16 protein-coding genes are annotated in these 20,621 nt (G+C 69.1%); 7 read left to right on the top strand and 9 right to left on the bottom strand.

Annotated features, from left to right (window positions below):
- Positions 1 to 23: 23 nt before the first annotated feature.
- Both murJ and ABZ267_RS04945 read right to left on the bottom strand, forming a co-directional pair.
- Positions 24 to 2,186 carry a murein biosynthesis integral membrane protein MurJ gene (gene murJ, locus ABZ267_RS04950; RefSeq protein WP_356751561.1) on the bottom strand — a complete coding sequence of 721 codons (2,163 nt, stop codon included), beginning with the start codon at positions 2,184 to 2,186 and terminating at the stop codon, positions 24 to 26.
- A 50-nt stretch (positions 2,187 to 2,236) separates the two neighbouring features.
- On the bottom strand, positions 2,237 to 4,531 hold the full coding sequence (locus tag ABZ267_RS04945) for a DUF6049 family protein (RefSeq protein WP_356751559.1): 2,295 nt from the start codon (positions 4,529 to 4,531) through the stop codon (positions 2,237 to 2,239).
- Positions 4,532 to 4,713: 182 nt separating this feature from the next.
- Between ABZ267_RS04945 and ABZ267_RS04940 the strand changes: the two genes are divergently transcribed.
- Positions 4,714 to 6,156, top strand: a complete 1,443-nt coding sequence (locus tag ABZ267_RS04940) for a CCA tRNA nucleotidyltransferase (RefSeq protein ID WP_356751557.1) — start codon at positions 4,714 to 4,716, stop codon at positions 6,154 to 6,156.
- Positions 6,157 to 6,257: 101 nt separating this feature from the next.
- Here the strand turns inward: ABZ267_RS04940 and ABZ267_RS04935 are convergent, their stop codons facing one another.
- The 3 genes from ABZ267_RS04935 to ABZ267_RS04925 form a co-directional block, all read right to left on the bottom strand.
- A complete protein-coding gene (locus ABZ267_RS04935; protein WP_356756722.1) occupies positions 6,258 to 7,526 on the bottom strand; it encodes an MFS transporter in 1,269 nt (422 codons plus the stop codon).
- A gap of 125 nt (positions 7,527 to 7,651) precedes the next feature.
- Positions 7,652 to 8,734: an inositol-3-phosphate synthase gene (locus ABZ267_RS04930; protein ID WP_356756724.1), complete on the bottom strand. Its 1,083-nt coding sequence runs from the start codon at positions 8,732 to 8,734 to the stop codon at positions 7,652 to 7,654.
- Positions 8,735 to 8,793: 59 nt separating this feature from the next.
- Positions 8,794 to 9,477, bottom strand: coding sequence for a helix-turn-helix transcriptional regulator (locus ABZ267_RS04925; RefSeq protein ID WP_356756726.1), 684 nt, complete (start codon positions 9,475 to 9,477; stop codon positions 8,794 to 8,796).
- 399 nt (positions 9,478 to 9,876) lie between these two features.
- Here ABZ267_RS04925 and ABZ267_RS04920 point away from each other — a divergent pair, with 399 nt between their 5' ends.
- Together ABZ267_RS04920 and ABZ267_RS04915 are read left to right on the top strand one after the other, a co-directional pair.
- Complete coding sequence (locus tag ABZ267_RS04920) at positions 9,877 to 12,573, top strand: transglycosylase domain-containing protein (protein ID WP_356756728.1); 2,697 nt, start codon at positions 9,877 to 9,879, stop codon at positions 12,571 to 12,573.
- A gap of 161 nt (positions 12,574 to 12,734) precedes the next feature.
- On the top strand, positions 12,735 to 14,237 hold the full coding sequence (locus ABZ267_RS04915) for a glycosyltransferase 87 family protein (protein WP_356756730.1): 1,503 nt from the start codon (positions 12,735 to 12,737) through the stop codon (positions 14,235 to 14,237).
- A gap of 14 nt (positions 14,238 to 14,251) precedes the next feature.
- Here ABZ267_RS04915 and ABZ267_RS04910 read toward each other — a convergent pair whose 3' ends face one another.
- From ABZ267_RS04910 to ABZ267_RS04900, 3 genes are all read right to left on the bottom strand, one after another.
- Positions 14,252 to 15,283 carry an alanine racemase gene (locus ABZ267_RS04910; protein ID WP_355122465.1) on the bottom strand — a complete coding sequence of 344 codons (1,032 nt, stop codon included), beginning with the start codon at positions 15,281 to 15,283 and terminating at the stop codon, positions 14,252 to 14,254.
- 61 nt (positions 15,284 to 15,344) lie between these two features.
- A complete protein-coding gene (locus ABZ267_RS04905) occupies positions 15,345 to 16,463 on the bottom strand; it encodes a peptidoglycan bridge formation glycyltransferase FemA/FemB family protein (protein ID WP_356756732.1) in 1,119 nt (372 codons plus the stop codon).
- 162 nt (positions 16,464 to 16,625) lie between these two features.
- Entirely contained in the window at positions 16,626 to 16,967 is a 342-nt protein-coding gene (locus tag ABZ267_RS04900; protein WP_356756734.1) for a hypothetical protein, read from the bottom strand.
- A 338-nt stretch (positions 16,968 to 17,305) separates the two neighbouring features.
- Here ABZ267_RS04900 and rpsF point away from each other — a divergent pair, with 338 nt between their 5' ends.
- The 4 genes from rpsF (at position 17,306) to rplI (ending at position 19,045) form a co-directional block, all read left to right on the top strand.
- On the top strand, positions 17,306 to 17,596 hold the full coding sequence (rpsF, locus tag ABZ267_RS04895; RefSeq protein WP_018957345.1) for a 30S ribosomal protein S6: 291 nt from the start codon (positions 17,306 to 17,308) through the stop codon (positions 17,594 to 17,596).
- A gap of 74 nt (positions 17,597 to 17,670) precedes the next feature.
- Positions 17,671 to 18,300, top strand: coding sequence for a single-stranded DNA-binding protein (locus tag ABZ267_RS04890; protein ID WP_356756736.1), 630 nt, complete (start codon positions 17,671 to 17,673; stop codon positions 18,298 to 18,300).
- 43 nt (positions 18,301 to 18,343) lie between these two features.
- Positions 18,344 to 18,580, top strand: a complete 237-nt coding sequence (rpsR, locus tag ABZ267_RS04885) for a 30S ribosomal protein S18 (RefSeq protein ID WP_003967857.1) — start codon at positions 18,344 to 18,346, stop codon at positions 18,578 to 18,580.
- Positions 18,581 to 18,598: 18 nt separating this feature from the next.
- Positions 18,599 to 19,045, top strand: a complete 447-nt coding sequence (gene rplI, locus ABZ267_RS04880; protein ID WP_018513854.1) for a 50S ribosomal protein L9 — start codon at positions 18,599 to 18,601, stop codon at positions 19,043 to 19,045.
- 174 nt (positions 19,046 to 19,219) lie between these two features.
- Here rplI and ABZ267_RS04875 read toward each other — a convergent pair whose 3' ends face one another.
- Positions 19,220 to 20,557 carry an MATE family efflux transporter gene (locus tag ABZ267_RS04875; protein WP_356756738.1) on the bottom strand — a complete coding sequence of 446 codons (1,338 nt, stop codon included), beginning with the start codon at positions 20,555 to 20,557 and terminating at the stop codon, positions 19,220 to 19,222.
- Positions 20,558 to 20,621: the final 64 nt, after the last annotated feature.

Genomic DNA, 20,621 nt, shown 5'->3' with positions numbered 1-20,621 from the left:
TGGTTGTGCGACCGTGCGCTCAATCAGCGACCGAGCCGTCCACGGACCATGCCGACCAGGCCGTTGACCTCTTCGATACGCATCTTCTTCGCCGCGACGAAGAAGATGCCCATGAGGATGATGCCGCCACAGATCAGCGCGGCCAGCGATCCGAGAGCGCCCGTGCCGAGGAGCTCGAGGATCGCGAAGCCGATGCCGCCGCCGATGACGGCCGCGGGAACCGCCGCCATGCAGAGCCGGGCGTAGGTCCGCACGATGTGCGCCCCGTCCAGGTCACCGCCGAGCCGGGTGCGCAGTCGGCGCCAGGCGACACCGACGCCGACCGCGTAGGCCAGACCGTAGGAGAAGGCCATGCCGACGACGGCCCAGCGGGCGGGCAGGACGACGTAGCAGAGCGCGGAGGCGGCGGCGTTGACGGCCGCCACGATGACCGTGTTGTAGAAGGGCGTGCGGGTGTCCTCGTACGCGTAGAAGCCGCGGAGCACGACGTACTGCACGGAGTACGGGATCAGGCCGAGCGCGAACGCCATGAGGATGAAGCCCATGGACCGGGCGGCCTCGGCGCCGCTGGAGGCGTACAGCAGGGTGCACATCGGCAGGCCGAGCGCGAGGAAGGTGAAGGAGACCGGGACGATGGCGACGGCGGAGTTGCGCAGCCCCTGCGAGATGTCGTCGCGGACCGCGCCGGGGTCGTTGTCGTGGGCGGCCCGGGAGATGCGGGGCAGCAGCGCGGCCATGACGGAGACGGTGATGATGGCCTGCGGCATGCCCCAGATCAGCTGCGCGTTGGAGTAGGCCAGGAAGCCGGTGCCGTCCCTGCCGGACAGCTTGCCCGCCGCGGTGGCGAGCTGGGTCACGACCAGGACGCCCGCCTGGTTGGCGAGGACGAACAGCACGGTCCACTTGGCCAGTTTGACCGTCTTGCCGAGCCCGTGGCCCTTCCAGTCGAAGCGGGGGCGGAAGCGGAAACCCGCCTCGCGCAGGTACGGGATCATCGCCAGCGCCTGGACGACCAGTCCGAGGAGGGTGCCGATGCCCAGAAGCCGGATGCCCTCCGGCGGGATCGTGTCCACGCCCATCCGGGATTCGGCGGAGGTGCCGTAGACCCAGATGAAGAGGCCGAACGTGATGATCATGACGATGTTGTTGAGGACCGGGGTCCACATCATCGCGCCGAACTTGCCCCGGGCGTTGAGGATCTGACCCATCACCACATGCACACCCATGAAGAAGATGGTGGGCAGGCAGTACCGGGCGAAGGTGACGGCGACGCTGTTGGCGGCGACGTCATCGGCGATGGTGTTCGACATCAGCTGGATGAGCACCGGCGCGACGAGGACCGCGACGGCCACGATCAGGCCGAGGGCCAACATCACCAGGGTCAGCAGCCGGTTGGCGAAGGCCTCGCCGCCGTCCTCGTCGTCCTTCATGGCGCGGACGAGCTGCGGGACGAAGACCGAGTTGAGGCCGCCGCCGACGGTGAGGATGTAGATCATGGTCGGCAGCGTGTACGCGATGGTGAAGCTGTCACCGAGCAGAGCGGCGCCGAGCGCCGCGGTGATCACCAGCGAGCGGATGAAGCCGGTGAGCCGGGAGACGAGAGTGCCGGCCGCCATCAGCGCGCTGGACCTCAGCACTCCGGAGAACTTGCCGCCGCCGGACTTCGGCGGGACGGGAGCGGGCAGCGGTTCCGGCTGGGCTGGGACCGGAGGCTTCCCGGACCCTTCCTGGTCCCGGAAGAGGTGGGCGAAGGCGTCGGGCTCCTGCCGGTCGTCGGACGCCTGGGTGACCAGGTCGTCGACGCCGACGAACTGCGTGGTCGCCGGGCGGTCGCCGTACGGGAGGTGGCGTGAGGGCCCCGAAGGCTCGGGCGGGGGCGTCTGGGCCCAGATGCGCGGGTCGGGGGCGTACGGGGCGGCGGGCGGCTGCTGGTAGAGCGCCTGCGGCTCCTGGTAGGTGCCGGGAGGCGGCGGCGGGTGGGAAGCGCGGTCGTAGAGCGCCTCGCCGACCGGGTCCTGGGCCGCGAGGTCCTGCGCCCGGTAGGGGTCGTCCTCGTAGGCGTGCTGGAGGTACGGGTCGGGCGGCACCTGGCCGTCCTGGCCCGGGCCCGGAGGGACCGGGGGGCCGGACGGAGACCCCGCTCCGCCGGCGCCCTGGCCGCGGTCACCGTCGTACGGCGCGTTCATCGAAACCCCTACCTCATCGTCCCCGGCCGACCGGCCACGCCAGACATCGCTCAACGGTCCACTTTCTCACCCGTTCCCGACGGGGCCCCGCTTTCCGGTCCGGTGTCCGGGGTCGGGTCACTCGGCTGCTCGGGTTCGCCGCCGTCGCCGTTCGCCGTGTCGCTTGCCACGGCGCGCTTGCGGTGGCTGTACATCCTGACGCCTGCCAGCACCAGAAGGAGCAGGCCACCGGCGATAACGAGCAGGACGGTGGGGGTGACCTCGGAGACCTTCACGGTGAAGGTCATCTCCTCGCCGTACGGTGTGCCGTCCTCGGTGAAGAGCCGGGCGGTGACCTGGGCGCGTCCGTTGGCGCTGGTCGCCGTGTCGAACTTCACCGACTGGCTGTGCCCGCCGGCGATCCGGACCGGCAGCTCGGCCATCGTCCCGCCGTCGTTGAACTTCAGGCGGATGTTGTCCGAGGTCAGCCTGAGGACGAGCCGGTCGACGCCCTGCACCAGCTTGTTCTGCACGGTCACCGGGATCGTCGCGCTGCGGCCGGAGAGCGTGACGTCCGACTTGTCGATCAGCTGGACCTCGCCGGTGAGGTCCTTGAGGTGCTTGAGCACATCACCGCGGTAGCTCCGCGCCTCCTCGGACCGGCCTCGCCAGGACGTCGACATCGAACGGTTGACCGCGTTGCCGAAGGGGGTCACCACGCGCTCGGGCAGCGTGAGGATGGTCTCGAAGCTGTCGATGGAGCCCTGGGTGCTCCGGATCTCCTGGAACGCCTGGGTGGGCAGCTCCTGGCCGCGGAGCTTCTTCGGGTACGCGGAGGCCCTCGGCACCTTCGTGGTCGCCAGCGGGTCCGGCTTCGCCTCGGAGGCGGCGACCAGGTCCTGCGGCTGCGTCCAGCGGTCGCCCGACAGGGCCTCCAGCGCGCGCGCCATCGACTGCGCCTGAGCGGCCGTGGGCATCCGCTGAGGTGCCACGACGATGGAGCGCTCGTTGTCCGGCGCCTGCTCGTTCAGCGCGAGGGTCTGCGCCAGGAACTTCTGGACCGCGAGAGTCGAGGTGCCTGCGCGGAGCAGGTCACCGTTGAAGGCGGTCGACAGCCGGGAGTCGGCGACGACGGCGGTGGTCCCTCCACCGATCGGCCGGGCCGCCGTCGGGGTGTACGGCAGGCCGCCGGTCTCCTGGAAGCTGTCGCTGCGGGCGATCACATGGTGGGCGCCGGCGGAGGTCGCCACGTCCACGATGCCCGAATCGACCGCGCCGTTCACGGGCCAGGCGAAGTCGGTGGACGGCTTCACGTGGAGGATGGTCTCCACCGTGGTGGCGCCCACCGTGGAGGCGTTCTGCAGATGGCTGAGCGTGCCGGAGACGCCCTTGCCGCGGTGCGCGATGGAGGCCAGGTCCGGGTCGGCGAACGGCAGCGCGATCACCTTGCCGTCCTCGACCACCTTCTGCAGGGCGGTGAGCCACTGTCCGGCGACGGCCCCGTTCTTGCCCGGGACGGTCGTGTCACCGGACTTCACCTCGTATCCGCCGGCCATCGCGGCGACGCTCGCCAGGAGGTCCGGGTCGATGACCCAGGTGACGGGGAGGCGGCTGCCCAGGGCCACCATCTGCTCCAGCCGCCCGCCCGGCGCCAGCTCCTCGGCCAGCTTGTCGTCGGCGAACACCGGCGTCTGCTGTTCGTCCGAGCGCGTCTCGGCGGTGACGTGCGGTGAGGCGATCAGCGGCCAGAGGAAGGTGAGCTTGGTCCGCTTGTCGCTCTTCTCGGGCTGCCACGGGAGGTACGAGCGCTCGATACCCAGCACCTGCTCGTACGGGGCGGCCGCCGTGCGGCCGGAGACCGAGACGCCGAGCTGGTAGACGCCCGACGCGTCGAGGTCCAGCTTGTCCACGGGCACGGTGAGCGTGAAGTTCTGCGCGATCCCCCGGGCGAGCTTCGGGATCTTCACCGTGTACTTGTCGTCGATCGGTTCCGGGTCGGCACCGGGCAGGTAGCCCTTGCGCTTGGCGGCGTCGTCGACCTCTCCGCGGCCGGAGAGCCGGGGTCCCACGCGCAGATCGACCTCGGCGTCGTCGATCGCCTCCTTGCCCTTGTTGGTGAGCGTCCCGGAGACGGTCAGGGTGTCGCCCTCCACGGGTGCGGCGGGGGAGAGCGTGTCCAGGGACACATCGACCGGGCTGGATCCGGTGGGGGCCTTCACCGGTTCGGCGGCGCCCGCGCTCCCGGCCGCCGGAAGAGCCAGCAGTCCGGCCAGCAGAGGAGCTCCGAGAAACGCCGAGGCCGTGCGCCGCAGCCACCGGCGGGCAGGAGAGGGACGCATCCCCTGGTTGTCTGCCGCCTGGGCCACGCGCCTACCCGTCCCTCGTCGTCATCGGAGTCTGTCGATCGTTGTCGGTCCTGCGTCCCCGCATGGTAACGAGGTGCGGAGGGCCGAAGTGCTGGGGTCCGGCTCACATGATCGCGGGAGGTCCGCAGGGTCCGGATAAACGATGACGCCGCGGCCGGTCGGTGCACGTACCCTTTTCTGTTGTGCCGAACGCCAACGAAGAGAACGCCAGTGCCCTGAACCAGGTGCAGCATCACGCGGTGAGTGAGCTGCTGCGCGTGTCCCCGGTCGCCGACGACCTCGCCCGCCGATTCCGCCAGGCCGGATTCGGCCTCGCGCTGGTCGGCGGCTCGGTCCGCGACGCGCTGCTCGGCAGGCTCGGGAACGACCTGGACTTCACCACCGACGCCCGCCCCGAGGACGTGCTGGCCATCGTCCGCCCCTGGGCCGACGCGGTGTGGGAGGTCGGGATCGCCTTCGGCACCGTCGGCTCCCAGAAGGACGGCTACCAGATCGAGGTCACGACCTACCGCTCGGAGGCGTACGACAGGACCTCGCGCAAGCCGGAGGTCTCCTACGGCGACTCCATCGAGGAAGACCTCGTGCGCCGGGACTTCACGGTCAACGCGATGGCCGTCGCGCTGCCGGAGAAGGAGTTCATCGACCCGCACGGCGGCCTGCAGGACCTGGCCGAGCGGGTGCTGCGTACGCCGGGAACGCCCGAGGCGTCCTTCTCGGACGACCCGCTGCGCATGCTGCGCGCCGCCAGGTTCGCCGCGCAGCTCGACTTCGAGGTCGCTCCCGAGGTCGTGACCGCGATGACGGAGATGGCCGGCCGGATCGAGATCGTCTCCGCCGAGCGGGTCCGCGAGGAGCTCAACAAGCTCCTTCTCTCCGCCCACCCGCGCAAGGGCCTCGGGCTTCTCGTCGACACCGGGCTGGCCGACCAGGTGCTGCCCGAGCTCCCGGCGCTGCGACTGGAGAGTGACGAGCATCACCGCCACAAGGACGTCTACGAGCACTCGCTGACCGTCCTGGAGCAGGCCATCGACCTGGAGGAGGACGGCCCCGACCTCGTCCTGCGGCTCGCGGCGCTGCTCCACGACATCGGCAAGCCGAGGACGAGGCGGTTCGAGAAGGACGGCCGGGTCTCCTTCCACCACCACGAGGTGGTCGGCGCCAAGATGACCAAGAAGCGCATGACCGAGCTGAAGTACTCCAACGACCTGGTCAGGGACGTCGCGAAGCTGGTCGAGCTCCACCTGCGCTTCCACGGGTACGGCGACGGGGAGTGGACCGACTCCGCCGTCCGCCGGTACGTGCGCGACGCCGGGCCGCTCCTCGAACGCCTCCACAAGCTGACCCGGTCGGACTGCACGACCCGGAACAAGCGCAAGGCGAACGCCCTCTCCCGGACGTACGACGGTCTGGAGGAGCGGATCGCGCTGCTCCAGGACCAGGAGGAGCTCGACTCCATCCGCCCGGATCTGGACGGCAACGAGATCATGCAGATCCTCGGCGTGGGTCCCGGGCCGGCGATCGGCAAGGCGTACGCGTTCCTGCTGGAGCTGCGGCTGGAGCACGGCCCGATGGAGCGCGACGCGGCGGTGGCGGCGCTCAAGGAGTGGTGGGCGGAGCAGAGCTGAGTCGGCACGGGTGATGTTTCACGTGAAACATCACCCGCGCCCGATGTGGTGAGGGGCGTTGTTTCACGTGAAACAACGCCCCTCACCACATCCGGGACCGGCTACCCGCCGCTGCTCGTGCAGCGCCGGCGGAACATCGCCACCGCGACGGCCGCGTACAGCACGGACACTCCGGCCACCACGGTCACGGACCTGCCGTCCGGCGGAAGCAGCAGCGCCGCGAACCCCGCCGCGCTCACGAACGCGACGTTGAACAGCACGTCGTAGAGCGAGAAGACCCGGCCGCGGAAGGAGTCGTCCACCGCGGTCTGGACGACCGTGTCCGTCGCGATCTTCGCTCCCTGGGTCACGACACCGAGCACGAAGGCGGCGAGCAGCATCGGTACGGGGGCGAAGGAGAGGCCCAGCGCCGGCACCAGGACAGCCGCGGTTCCGGCACAGGCCACGATCCATCCGTACCGTCCGAGCCGCCCAACGGCCCACGGGGTCACCACGGCGGCGACGAAGAAGCCCGCACCGGAGGCTCCGACCGCCAGGCCGAGCAGAGCCAGCCCGTCGGACCCGTCGTCCGACCAGGCGTAACGGCAGAGCATGAGCACCATCACGGTGAGCGCGCCGTAGCAGAAGCGGAGCACCGTCATCGCGGCCAGCGCCCGGGCCGCGTGGGTCCGCTCTCCCAGGTGGCGCAGTCCGGCGACGATCCCGTGGGCCGTGACGGCCAGTGCGGCCCGCAGCCGGAGAGGCGTCCCGTCGGGATCGGGTCCCAACAGGGTGCGTGGCAGACTCAGCGACGCCAGCGCGGAGAGCAGATAGAGCAGGGCGCCCAGCAGGACGACCGCCGCGTCTGACTCGTCGGCCACCAGCCGTACGACGAAGGCGAGGCCACCGCCCGCGGTGGCGGCGAGGGTGCCGGCCGTCGGGGAGAGCGAGTTGGCGATGACGAGCCGCTCGTCGTCGACCACGCGCGGCAGCGCGGCGGAGAGCCCGGCCAGCACGAACCGGTTGACGGCGGTGACGCAGAGGGCCGAAGCGTAGAAGAGCCAGTCCGGTACGGAGGCCAGGATCAGCAGGGCCGTGCAGCAGGCGAGAGAGGCGCGCAGGAGGTTCCCGTACAGGAAGACCTGGCGGCGGGGCCAGCGGTCGAGCAGCACGCCGGCGAAGGGGCCGATCAGTGAGTACGGGAGGAGGAGGACCGCCATGGCCGAGGCGATGGCGGCCGCCGAGGTCTGCTTCTCCGGCGAGAAGACGACGTACGCGGCGAGAGCGACCTGGTAGACACCGTCGGCGGACTGGGAGAGGAGCCGCACGGTGAGCAGGCGGCGGAAGTTCCGCAGACGCAGCAGGGTGCCCAGATCACGCGCGACAGACATGGGAGCAAGCGTCACACACGTCGGGGGTCCGCGGGCGGATTGCCCGGGGACCCCCGACGTGCGGCAGGAGGAGGTGAGCGTCCCCGCTCAGTGCTCCGGTGAAGCGGTCATGCGTGAGGGCCGGTTCAGCTCTCGGTCTCGCCGTTGATGAACCTCTCGACGTTCTCGCGGGCCTCGTCGTCGAAGTACTGCACCGGCGGGGACTTCATGAAGTAGCTGCTCGCCGAGAGGATCGGGCCGCCGATGCCGCGGTCCTTGGCGATCTTCGCCGCACGGACGGCGTCGATGATGACACCGGCCGAGTTCGGGGAGTCCCACACCTCGAGCTTGTACTCCAGGTTCAGCGGAACGTCACCGAAGGCGCGGCCCTCGAGGCGCACGTACGCCCACTTGCGGTCGTCCAGCCAGGCCACGTAGTCCGAGGGGCCGATGTGGACGTTGTCCGCACCCAGCTCGCGGTCACGGATCTGCGAGGTGACGGCCTGCGTCTTCGAGATCTTCTTGGACTCCAGGCGCTCGCGCTCGAGCATGTTCTTGAAGTCCATGTTGCCGCCGACGTTCAGCTGCATCGTGCGGTCCAGGATGACACCGCGGTCCTCGAAGAGCTTCGCCATCACGCGGTGCGTGATGGTGGCGCCCACCTGGGACTTGATGTCGTCGCCGACGATCGGGACACCGGCCTCGGTGAACTTGTCCGCCCACTCCTTGGTGCCGGCGATGAAGACCGGGAGGGCGTTGACGAAGGCGACCTTGGCGTCGATGGCGCACTGCGCGTAGAACTTCGCAGCGACCTCGGAACCGACGGGCAGGTAGCAGACGAGAACGTCGACCTGCTGGTCCTTGAGGACCTGGACGATGTCGACCGGGGCGTCCGCGGACTCCTCGATCGTCTCGCGGTAGTACTTGCCCAGACCGTCGTGGGTGTGGCCGCGCTGGACGGTGATGCCCGTGTTCGGCACGTCGGCGATCTTGATGGTGTTGTTCTCGCTGGCGCCGATGGCGTCCGCGAGGTCGAGGCCGACCTTCTTCGCGTCGACGTCGAAGGCGGCGACGAACTCGACGTCGCTGACGTGGTAATCGCCGAACTGGACGTGCATCAGGCCGGGCACCTTGCCGGCCGGATCTGCGTCCTTGTAGTACTCGACGCCCTGCACCAGCGAGGCGGCGCAGTTGCCCACGCCTACGATGGCTACGCGAACCGAACCCATTCCGGTTGCTCCCTGTGTGATCGGTGTTTCCGATGAAGTCCCCGCGGAGTGCGGTGACTTCACTTGGCGGTGTCGTCGGACGGATCCGGCGGGGTGTCACCCCGGCGCCGGGGCAGGCCGCCCGTCTCTCCTGATGTGTCCTGCTGAGCAGAGCCCTCGGGCGAGGACCGTCTCCGATCCCGTCCCGACCGCTCGCTCTCGATGAGCTCGTTCAGCCAGCGCACTTCGCGCTCCACGGACTCCATGCCGTGTCGCTGCAGCTCAAGTGTGTAGTCGTCGAGTCGTTCACGCGTGCGGGCGAGAGAGGCGCGCATCTTCTCCAGGCGCTCCTCCAGCCTGCTGCGCCGGCCTTCGAGCACCCGCATCCGCACCTCGCGTTCGGTCTGCCCGAAGAAGGCGAAGCGAGCCGCGAAGTGCTCGTCCTCCCAGGTATCCGGACCGGTGTGCGAGAGCAGCTCCTCGAAGTGCTCCTTACCTTCCGCCGTCAGCCGGTAGACGATCTTGGCCCGGCGTCCCGTGAGGGAGGAGGCGGGCGTGGTGTCCGCCGGGTCGCTCGCGGGCTCCTCGATCAACCAGCCGCTGGCCACCAGCGTCTTGAGGCACGGGTAGAGCGTGCCGTAGCTGAACGCACGGAAGATCCCCAGCGAGGTGTTGAGGCGTTTGCGCAGCTCATAGCCGTGCATCGGAGACTCGCGGAGCAGTCCGAGAACGGCGAACTCGAGGATGCCGGAGCGTCGGCTCACGGGCGCCTCCTCCTTCTGCCGCTGGTTCCACGGGAACCGTCTGCCGGATCCACTGACGTACTTATGCCGTGCTGATGTATCGACTCGATACATCAGCACGATAGATCGGACCGACGGGTTCGACAAGGGTGACCTTCGTGAGCGGCGTCACATCGCCAATTCGTAGGTATCGACTTGCGTTGTTTGGGGTGAAGTTCGGCCCTAGGAGGGTTTTGACCGTGCGTAGTCTGTGCGGCATGCAGACCACCGGGAACCGTGAGGCGCCGTTGTGCGTCAGTTATCGCGGACTGCCGGATGTACTGCGGATGAGCCTTCCGCAGGGCTGGTCCGTAATTCGGGGGGACCGGATCTCAACTGCCGCTTCCAGGCGCTCTCGCCTGCCCGAGGAGTAGTCGTTCCATGAGCGAGCACCGTCGCAAATCGTCCCAGCCGCAAGGTGGCGGGCGGGCCGCGGCCAGACGAGCCGCCCAGCAGCCGGCGGGACGCCGAGCAGCGCCATCACGCAGAGCCACATCCGTGTCACCTGCCGAGCCGCAGGGCGAGGAGCGCCCGTACGGCAGCCGTGCCGAGGCCCGCCGTGCGGCTCAGCGCGGCGGTGGCCGGCGTCGCGGTGGCGGCGAGGCCGGGCCTCCCGGCAAGAAGCGCCTCATCGACTACCCGCGCCACGGCCGGTACGGATTCCGTCGATGGCTGCCTTCGTGGAAGCTGGTCTCGGGCCTCTGCGTGGGCTTCCTCGGCATGCTGATGGGTGTCGCCGGTGTCTCGTACGCGCTGGTGAGCAAGCCGAACATCCAGGACGCGGCCACGGCTCAGAACAACGTCTACTACTGGGCCAACGGCGACCAGATGGTGGCGACCGGCGGTGTGGTCAACCGCCAGGAGATCAGCTACGAGCAGATCCCCGTGGCGATGCGCAACGCCGTGGTCGCGGCCGAGAACAAGAGCTTCTGGACCGACAAGGGCATCGACCCCAAGGGCATCGGCCGTGCGGTGTTCAACATGGCCACGGGCGGTCAGACCCAGGGTGGTTCGACCATCACCCAGCAGTACGTGAAGAACTCGCGGCTGAACCAGGACCAGACGTTCACGCGGAAGTTCAAAGAGCTCTTCATCACCCTGAAGGTCGCCGGCGAGGAGAAGAAGGAGGACGTCATGGCCGGCTACCTCAACGTCTCCTACTACGGCCGTGGTGCCTCCGGTCTGCAGGCCGCGGCCCGTACGTACTACGACACGGACGCCACGGACCTGGACCCGAGCCAGTGCGCGTTCCTGGCGACGCTGCTCAAGGGCGCGAGCTACTACGACCCGGCCGGTGCCACCGACATCGATCCCGAGGGCGCGACCCCGGCGAAGAACCTCGACCGCGCCGAGAAGCGCTGGAAGTGGATCCTCGACGAGCAGGTCAAGGACGGCAAGATGTCAGCCGAGGAGCGGGCGACGTACAAAGAGTTCCCCATGCCCGAGAAGCCGAAGAAGAACGCCAAGCTGGGCGGTCAGACCGGTTATCTGGTGGAGCTGGCGCGTAAGTACTTCCTCGCCAACAACGACCGGAACATCAAGGCCAAGGACATGGAGCTCGGCGGCTTCGAGATCCACACCACCTTCGACAAGAAGAAGGTGGACCAGCTCGCCGCAGCGGTGGACAAGGTCTACAAGGCCAAGATCCGTCCCGAGGAGCGTCCCAAGACGGACACCCATGTGGAGTTCGGCGGTGCCTCGGTGGACGCCAGGACGGGCGCCATCCTCGCCACGTACGGCGGGCAGGACGCCACGAAGCACTTCACCAACAACGCCGACGCGACCGGCGCCCAGGTCGGCTCGACCTGGAAGCCCTTCGTGCTGGCGGCGGCGATGCAGTACGGCGTACGCGATCCGAAGCTCGGGCCTGACCAGGACCTCTCGCAGCGCACCATCGTCTCGCCCAAGAGCATCTACAACGGCGACAACAAGCTGCAGATCAAGGAGTACAACGGCGAGGTCTGGAAGGACAAGAACGACGAGGAGTGGCTCCAGACGAACGACGGCGACTACGACCACGGTGAGATCGACCTGCGGCACGCCATGGAGCAGTCGGCCAACTCCCCCTTCGTCCAGCTCGGTATGGACGTCGGGACGGACAAGGTCAAGGAGGCCGCCGTCGCCGCCGGTCTGAAGGACGACGACATGATGGCGGATGCCACCGTTCCGTCGTTCTCCATCGGTACGTCCTCGCCGAGCGCCATCCGGATGGCGGGCGCCTACGCCACCTTCGCGACGAGCGGCCAGCAGAATTCCACGTACTCGGTCACCGAGGTGAAGCAGAACGGCGAGGTCGTCTTCCAGCACAAGAAGAGGTCCAAGCGCGCCTTCACCCCGCGCATCGCGGACAACATCACGGACGTGCTGAAGAACGTGGTGGAGAACGGCACGGGCGAGCCCGCGCGGCTGGAGGGACGTGAGGCGGCGGGGAAGACGGGTACCACGGACGGCAACAAGTCCGCCTGGTTCGTCGGCTACACCCCGCAGCTCTCGACGGCGATCAGCATGTTCCGGATGGACGACGACGAGACCAACAAGGACCGCGAGTTCGAGAAGATGTTCGGCACCGGCGGCGAGAAGAAGATCCACGGAAACTCGTTCCCGGCGTCCATCTGGCACGACTACATGACCGCGGCGATGAAGGGGAAGAAGGTCCTCTCGTTCCCGAAGCCGGAGCCCATCGGCGAGGAGGTCTGGGGCGGTGGCGCGGTCAGCCCGAGCCCGACGCCCAGCCCGACGCCCTCTCCGACGCCCACCACGGAGGAGCCGGAGCCGCCGTCGCCGTCCCCGACGCCGACGCCGACCACTCCGTCCCCGACGCCGACGCCGTCGCCGAGCAAGACGTGTGAGCTCTGGGACTGGGAGTGCCAGAACCCCAACGGCGGTGGTGCGAACGCCGGAGCCGACGGTGGTGCGAGCGCGGGAGCGGACGGCGGAGCCAACAGCGGCACCACCGAAGGTGGTGCGAACGCCGGAGCCGACGGTGGTGCGAGCGCGGGAGCGGACGGCGGAGCCAGCACCGGCACCACCGAAGGTGGTGCGAACGGCGGCCTATGGAGCGGCGCCAACGGCGGATAGCCGCACCGCAGCAGGGCCCGCGACGGGCCCTGGACGCCTGTAGGACGAGGGCCGCCGCACCGGACAAGGGTGCGGCGGCCCTCGCCGCGTTCCGGGCCTGTCACAGCCCCTCCTCCCGTGTCCCTGCCCGGGCCACAGCCCCGTACGGCAGGATGTGCGGCATGCCAAGCCCCAGCGCAGAGGACACGAGCGTGCAGCAGCAGGAGCGGCCCGTCGTGCGGCCCACCGATCAGGACGAGGTCGCGGCGGCCGGCAGCGAGCTGTTCGGCGGGCGGGTGGGGCGCTGGGCGCGGCTCGGCGACGGTCCGCTGACGCCCGTACGCGTCGTCGCCCTGACCATGATCGGGATGTTCGCCCTCGGCATGGTCCAGAAGATCCCCTGCTACGAGTGGGCCTGGTTCCGCGGCGCCACCTCGCAGTACACGCACGCCTGCTACTCCGACATCCCGCACCTCTTCCTGGGACGCGGCTTCGCCGACGGGCTGGTGCCGTACTTCGACCGGCTGAGCGGCGACATGCAGTACCTGGAGTACCCGGTACTGACCGGGGTGTTCATGCAGATCGCCTCCTGGCTGACCCTCACGCCGGACAGCGACCCGATCCAGCAGCGCGAGCAGATGTACTGGATGGTCAACGCGGGCATGCTGATGATCTGCGCGGTCGTCATCGCCGTGTGCACCGTACGCACGCACCGGCGGCGTCCCTGGGACGGCCTGCTGGTCGCGCTGGCGCCCGCGTTCGCCCTCACCGCCACGATCAACTGGGACCTGCTGGCCGTCGCGCTGACGGCCGCGGCGATGCTCATGTGGTCGCGGGGCCGGGTCCTCGCGTTCGGCATCCTCATCGGCCTCGCGACGGCCGCCAAGCTCTATCCCGTCCTGCTGCTCGGCCCGCTCCTGTTGCTCTGCTGGCGGGCGGGCCGGTGGCGCGAGTACGGCACGGCGCTGCTCGGCGCCGGAGCGGCCTGGCTGGTGGTGAACCTGCCGGTGATGCTCTACGCCCCCGAGGGATGGCGGAAGTTCTACACCTTCAGCCAGGAACGGCCCATCGACTTCGGCTCCTTCTGGCTCATCATCACCCAGCGCACCGGCAAGCCCATCGACGTGGAGACGGTGAACACCGCATCCGTGGTCCTGATGGTGGTCTTCTGCGCCGGCATCGCGGGCCTGGCGCTCACCGCCGCACGCCGGCCGCGCTTCGCCCAGCTGGCGTTCCTGGTGGTGGCCGCGTTCATCCTGACGAACAAGGTCTACTCACCGCAGTACGTGCTCTGGCTGATCCCGCTCGCCGTGCTGGCCCGGCCGCGCTGGCGCGACTTCCTCATCTGGCAGGCCTGCGAGGTCATGTACTTCCTGGGGATCTGGTTCTACCTCGCGTACACGAGCGGCGGCGACAAGCACCAGGGGCTGCCGCAGGAGGGTTACCAGCTCGCGATCGCGCTGCATCTGCTGGGCACGCTGTACCTGTGCGCCCTGGTCGTCCGGGACATCCTGCTGCCGGACAAGGACCCGGTGCGCCGGGACGGTTCGGACGACCCGTCGGGCGGAGTGCTCGACGGGGCGCCGGACGCGTTCGTGCTGTCCGCTGATTCCCGTACGCCGGGGCACACGGCCCCGACGGTCGCGGGACCTCCGGTGGAGTGGGGCACGGCCCGGGATCGGTGACCCGGGCGGCTCGCTCAGCGGTCGACGAGCCGGTCGTACTGCGTGGTCGTGTGGCGCAGATGGGCGACCAGCTCGTCACCGACCCGCGGCTCCTGCGCGTCCGACGGCACGAACAGGATCGACACCTGCATGTGCGGCGGCTCGGCGAACCAGCGCTGCTTGCCCGCCCAGACGAACGGCGACAGATTGCGGTTGACCGTGGCCAGGCCCGCGCGCGCGACGCCCTTGGCCCGCGGCATCACCCCGTGTAGCGCCTTCGGCGCCTCCAGGCCGACCCCGTGCGACGTACCGCCCGCGACGACGACCAGCCAGCCGTCTGAGGCGGCCTTCTGCTGGCGGTAGCCGAACCGGTCGCCCTTGACGACGGGCGTGACGTCCAGGACGGCACCCCGGTACTCCGTGGCCTCGTGGTCACCGAGCCAGAGCCGGGTGCCGATACGGGCGCGGAAGCGGGTCTGCGGGAACTGCTGCTGGAGCCGGGCCAGCTCCTCGGCGCGCAGATGGCTCACGAACATGGTGTGCAGCGGCAACCGGGCGGCGCGCAGCCGGTCCATCCACCCTATGACCTCCTCGACGGCGTCCGAGCCGTCGGTGCGGTCCAGCGGCAGGTGCAGCGCGAAGCCTTCGAGGCGTACGTCCTCGATCGCCGCGTGCAGCAGCCCGAGCTCCTCCTCCTTGACGCCGTGGCGCTTCATCGAGCTCATGCACTCGATGACGACCCGGGCGCCGACCAGGGCGTGCACCCCGTCGACGGAGGAGACGGACCGGATGACGCGGTCCGGCAGCGGTACGGGCTCCTCACCGCGCCGGAACGGGGTCAGGACGAGCAGGTCGCCGCTGAACCAGTCCTTGATGGTGGCGGCCTCGTACGTCGTGCCGACGGCGAGGGTGTCGGAGCCGAAGCGGATCGTCTCGTCGGCGAGCCGTTCGTGGCCGAAGCCGTACCCGTTGCCCTTGCAGACCGGTACGAGGCCGGGGAACTGGTCGATCACGGACTTCTGGTGCGCCCGCCAGCGCGCGGTGTCGACGTAGAGGGAGAGCGCCATGGCCGGCCCGGAACCTTTCTGGTGGCTGTGGATGCGGTGGTTCGTGCTGTGGTGAAGCGCGTCAGCGGCGCGACATGTAGATGTCGAGCGCCTTGTGGAGCACCTTGTTCAGCGGGAAGTCCCACTCGCCGACGTACTCCACGGCCTCGCCGCCGGTGCCGACCTTGAACTGGATGAGGCCGAAGAGGTGGTCGTTCTCGTCCAGCGAGTCGCTGATGCCGCGCAGGTCGTAGACGGTGGCGCCCATCGCGTAGCTGTCACGGAGCATCCGCCACTGCATGGCGTTCGACGGCCGCACCTCGCGCCCGATGTTGTCGGAGGCGCCGTAGGAGTACCAGACGTGCCCGCCGACGACGAGCATCGTGGCGGCGGAGAGGTTCACGCCGTTGTGCCGCGCGAAGTAGAGCCGCATCCGGTTGGGGTCCTCGGAGTTGAGGACGGTCCACATGCGCTGGAAGTACGAGAGCGGGCGCGGGCGGAAGTGGTCGCGCACGGCCGTGATCTCGTACAGGCGCTGCCACTCGGCCAGGTCCTCGTAGCCGCCCTGGACGACCTCGACGCCGGCCTTGTCGGCCTTCTTGATGTTGCGGCGCCACAGCTGGTTGAAGCCCTTGAGGACATCTTCCAGGGAGCGGTTGGCCAGCGGCACCTGGAAGACGTAACGAGGCTGTACGTCACCGAATCCGGCGCCGCCGTCCTCGCCCTGCTGCCAGCCCATCTTCCGCAGCCGGTCGGCGACCTCGAAGGCGCGCGGCTCGATGTGGGTCGCCTCGACATCGCGCAGGCGCTTGACGTCCGGGTCCTGGATGCCGGACTTGATGGCCGCCGAGTCCCAGCGCCGGATGACCACCGGCGGCCCCATCTTCACGGAGAACGCGCCCTGCTGCTTGAGGTGGGCGAGCATCGGCTGGAGCCAGTCGCTCAGGTTGGGCGCGTACCAGTTGATGACAGGGCCCTCGGGCAGGTACGCCAGATAGCGCTTGATCTTCGGCAGCTGGCGGTACAGGACGAGGCCGGCACCGACGATCTCGCCGTTCCTGTCGAACCAGCCCAGGCTCTCCGAGCGCCATTCGGTCTTCACATCAGCCCACGCCGGGACCTGGCAGTGACTGGCCGAGGGCAGGCTCTGGATGTACGCCAGATGCTGCTCTCGGCTGATGGTCCTCAGGGTCAGGCTCATGCGGGGCGCTCCTCGGCAGGTGTGTCCCCATCGGTCAGGGGCTCCGGCTCTCGCGCCGAAGCCTACTGTGACCGACGGGCACCCGGCCTGGCCGCGTAGGGCCGGAACGCCCGCGAAGGACCGGCGCGGCCGCGTGGACGGCCGCACCGGGTCCTGCGCCGGTCAGGTGACGACGCCGCCGAAGAGGCCGCCGTGCGCCATACCGAGGTAGAAGCCCACCGCCGAGGCGCCGATCCCCATGATCAGGCCGAACCTCTCCCAGGTGGTCTTCGAGATGTACTGGCCGTAGACGCCGGTCAGGATCCCGATCAGCCCGGCCCACGAGCTGATCAGGTGCAGATGGTGGAACATCGCCGTCACGAAGGCGAGGACGCCGAGCACCCCGGTCACCGCCATCAGGACGTCCTGGACGGGGTGGGGCCGGCCGTCCGTCGCGAAGAGCGAGCCGGTGGCGGGGCGGCCGGTCGTGGACCGGGAGCCGGCGGGACGAAGGGTCTGTGCCATGGATGACCTCCTGGCGAGACGGGCGGTGGAATGTAGCGCCTCTCACACCGCATCTGTCTCGATTGTGCCCCTGAGGCTCCGGATCCGCCCTCCGGAATCCGGGCCGCATGTGCCCGCTGACCTCCGGATTTCAACCGGAAGCCGGTCTACAGGTAGTCTGTACGGTCTGCACCGGTGTCTGCCCAGGCCAGCACGGCGAGCCCCTCCCCCGGGAATCTTCCCGGGAGCGGATTGTCAGTGCCGGGTGTTCTTCTCGACAGGCGCCGTTGCGATACGCATCACGACCCTCCTGCCACGGAACGACCGTGGCCGCTGAGTCCAAAGGAGGTGGGTTCCACATGCGTCACTACGAGGTGATGGTCATCCTCGACCCCGATCTCGAGGAGCGAGCAGTCTCCCCGCTGATCGAGAACTTCCTCTCCGTCGTCCGTGAGGGCGACGGAAAGGTGGAGAAGGTCGACACCTGGGGCCGTCGTCGGCTCGCTTACGAGATCAAGAAGAAGCCCGAGGGCATCTACTCGGTCATCGACCTGCAGGCCGAGCCTGCGGTCGTCAAGGAGCTCGACCGCCAGATGAACCTGAACGAGTCGGTCCTCCGGACCAAGGTCCTCCGTCCCGAGATCCACTGAGCATCTAGCTCAGCGGTTTTCGGGTCCGAGTAGCAGCAAGCAGCCAGAAGCAATCCCCGCCGAGAGGTTCACCCATGGCAGGCGAGACCGTCATCACGGTCGTCGGCAATCTCGTCGACGACCCCGAGCTGCGCTTCACCCCGTCCGGTGCGGCGGTCGCGAAGTTCCGTGTCGCGTCCACTCCCCGCATCTTCGACCGGCAGACCAACGAGTGGAAGGACGGCGAAGGCCTGTTCCTCACCTGCTCGGTCTGGCGTCAGGCGGCGGAGAACGTCGCGGAATCGCTCCAGCGAGGCATGCGCGTCGTCGTGCAGGGCCGGCTGAAGCAGCGGTCCTACGAGGACCGTGAGGGCGTCAAGCGCACGGTCTACGAGCTGGATGTCGAGGAAGTCGGCCCCAGCCTCAAGAGCGCCACGGCCAAGGTCACCAAGACCACCGGTCGCGGCGGTCAGGGCGGCCAGGGCGGATACGGCGGCGGTGGCGGCCAGCAGGGTGGCGGCAACTGGGGCGGCGGTCCCGGTGGCGGTGGCCAGCAGGGTGGCGGCGGTGCTCCCGCCGACGACCCGTGGGCGACCGGCGCGCCGGCAGGCGGCCAGCAAGGCGGGGGCCAGCAGGGCGGCGGGGGCGGCTGGGGCGGAAGCCCCGGTGGTTCCGGCAGTTCCGGCGGCTCCGGCGGCGGCTACTCGGACGAGCCCCCCTTCTAGGGCGGCTCGTACCCCCACTTCTTGATCACACAGGAGAAACACCATGGCGAAGCCGCCTGTGCGCAAGCCTAAGAAGAAGGTCTGCGCGTTCTGCAAGGACAAGACCCAGTACGTGGACTACAAGGACACGAACATGCTGCGGAAGTTCATTTCCGACCGCGGCAAGATCCGTGCCCGCCGCGTCACCGGCAACTGCACGCAGCACCAGCGTGACGTCGCCACGGCTGTCAAGAACAGCCGTGAGATGGCGCTGCTGCCCTACACGTCCACCGCGCGATAAGGGAAGGGTGACAACAGCATGAAGATCATCCTCACCCACGAGGTCTCTGGCCTCGGCACCGCCGGCGACGTCGTCGACGTCAAGGACGGGTACGCCCGCAACTACCTGGTTCCGCGTGGCTTCGCCATTCGCTGGACCAAGGGCGGCGAGAAGGACGTGGCGCAGATCCGCCGCGCCCGCAAGATCCACGAGATCGCCACGATCGAGCAGGCCAACGAGATCAAGGCCAAGCTCGAAGGCGTGAAGGTCCGCCTGGCCGTTCGCTCCGGCGACGCCGGCCGGCTCTTCGGCTCGGTCACCCCGGCCGACGTCGCTTCGGCGATCAAGGCCGCCGGTGGTCCGGACGTCGACAAGCGTCGCGTGGAGCTCGGTTCGCCGATCAAGACGCTCGGCGGGCACCAGGTGTCCGTCCGTCTGCACCCCGAGGTCGCTGCGAAGCTGGCCGTCGAGGTCGTTGCTGCCTAAGAGCAGAGCTCAGCAGAGCAGGTGAAGGGCCGCATCCCGTTGGGGATGCGGCCCTTTGCTGTGTGCCGGGGGAGTGTTTCACGTGAAACGGACCGTTTCACGTGAAACAGCGCCGTCGGGACAGTTGGCGAGGTCGTAGCGTTTCACGTGAAACAGTCCCGTTGAGCCCGCGCCTCAGCGGGTCGCTCCGGTGACGATCCAACGGCCGGAGCGCGTACGTACCCAGAGGGTCACCAGCCGGACGGCCATCATCAGCGTCATCGCCCACCAGAGCGCGGTGAGGCCTCCGCCGAGAGCAGGCACCAGAAGCGCGACCGGAGCGAAGACGGCCAGCGTCACCAGCATGGCCCAGGCGAGGTAGCGTCCGTCGCCCGCTCCCATCAGCACGCCGTCCAGGACGAAGACCACTCCGGCGATCGGCTGCGAGACCGCCACGACCAGGAGCGCGGGGAGCAGGGTCTCCTTCACCGCCGGATCGCTGGTGAAGAGCGGGATGAAGAGCGGCCGGGCGAGCATGATCAGCACGCCGAGCGCGATGCCGCAGCCGATGCCCCACTCGAGCATGCGGCGGCAGGCCTCCCGCGCGCCCTTCTCGTCGCCGGCCCCCAGATAGCGGCCGATGATCGCCTGGCCCGCGATGGCGATGGCGTCGAGCGCGAAGGCGGTCAGGCTCCAGAGGGAGAGGATGATCTGGTGCGCGGCGATGTCGACGTCGCCGAGGCGCGCGGCCACAGCGGTGGCGATCATGAGGACGGCCCGGAGCGAGAGCGTACGGACCAGGAGCGGTACGCCCGCGCGGGCGCTGGCCCTGATGCCGGCGGCGTCGGGGCGCAGGGAGGCGCCGTGTCTACGGGCTCCGCGCACGACCACGACGAGATAGGCGGCGGCCATACCCACCTGGGCGATCACCGTGCCCCAGGCGGATCCGGCGATGCCGAGCCCGGCCCCGTAGACGAGGACCACGTTGAGGATGCCGTTCGCCGTGAAGCCGCCGATGGCGACGTACAGCGGGGTCCGGGTGTCCTGGAGTCCGCGCAGCACACCGGTGGCGGCGAGGACGACGAGCATCGCCGGAATTCCGAAGCTGGAGATCCGCAGATAGGTGGTGGCGTACGGGGCGGCGGTGTCGGAGGCGCCGAAGACGTCGACGAGCCAGGGGGCCGAGGGGATGGCGAGCGCCACGACGAGGGCACCGAGCAGCAGGGCCAGCCAGATGCCGTCCATGCCCTGGCGGATCGCCGCGGGCAGATCACCGGCTCCGACCCGTCGGGCGACGGCGGCCGTGGTGGCGTAGGCGAGGAAGACGAAGATGCTCACGGCGGTCATCAGCAGGGCCGCCGCGATCCCGAGACCGGCCAGTTGCGGGGTGCCGAGGTGGCCGACGATGGCGCTGTCGACCATCACGAACAGGGGCTCGGCGACCAGTGCGCCGAAGGCTGGTACGGCGAGGGCGATGATCTCGCGGTCGTGCCGTCGGCGGCCTGTTCGCGGGGTGGTGGGGGCCGGGGTCATGAGGGTCAATCTAATCTTCCACAGGTAAGAGATGCAATGGGCTAGTGTCCCTTACTCGATCTCC

The sequence above is a fragment of the Streptomyces sp. NPDC006174 genome (genome assembly GCF_040614075.1).
Classification (GTDB): Bacteria; Actinomycetota; Actinomycetes; order Streptomycetales; family Streptomycetaceae; genus Streptomyces.
This window is presented reverse-complemented; position numbering and strand designations above follow the sequence as displayed.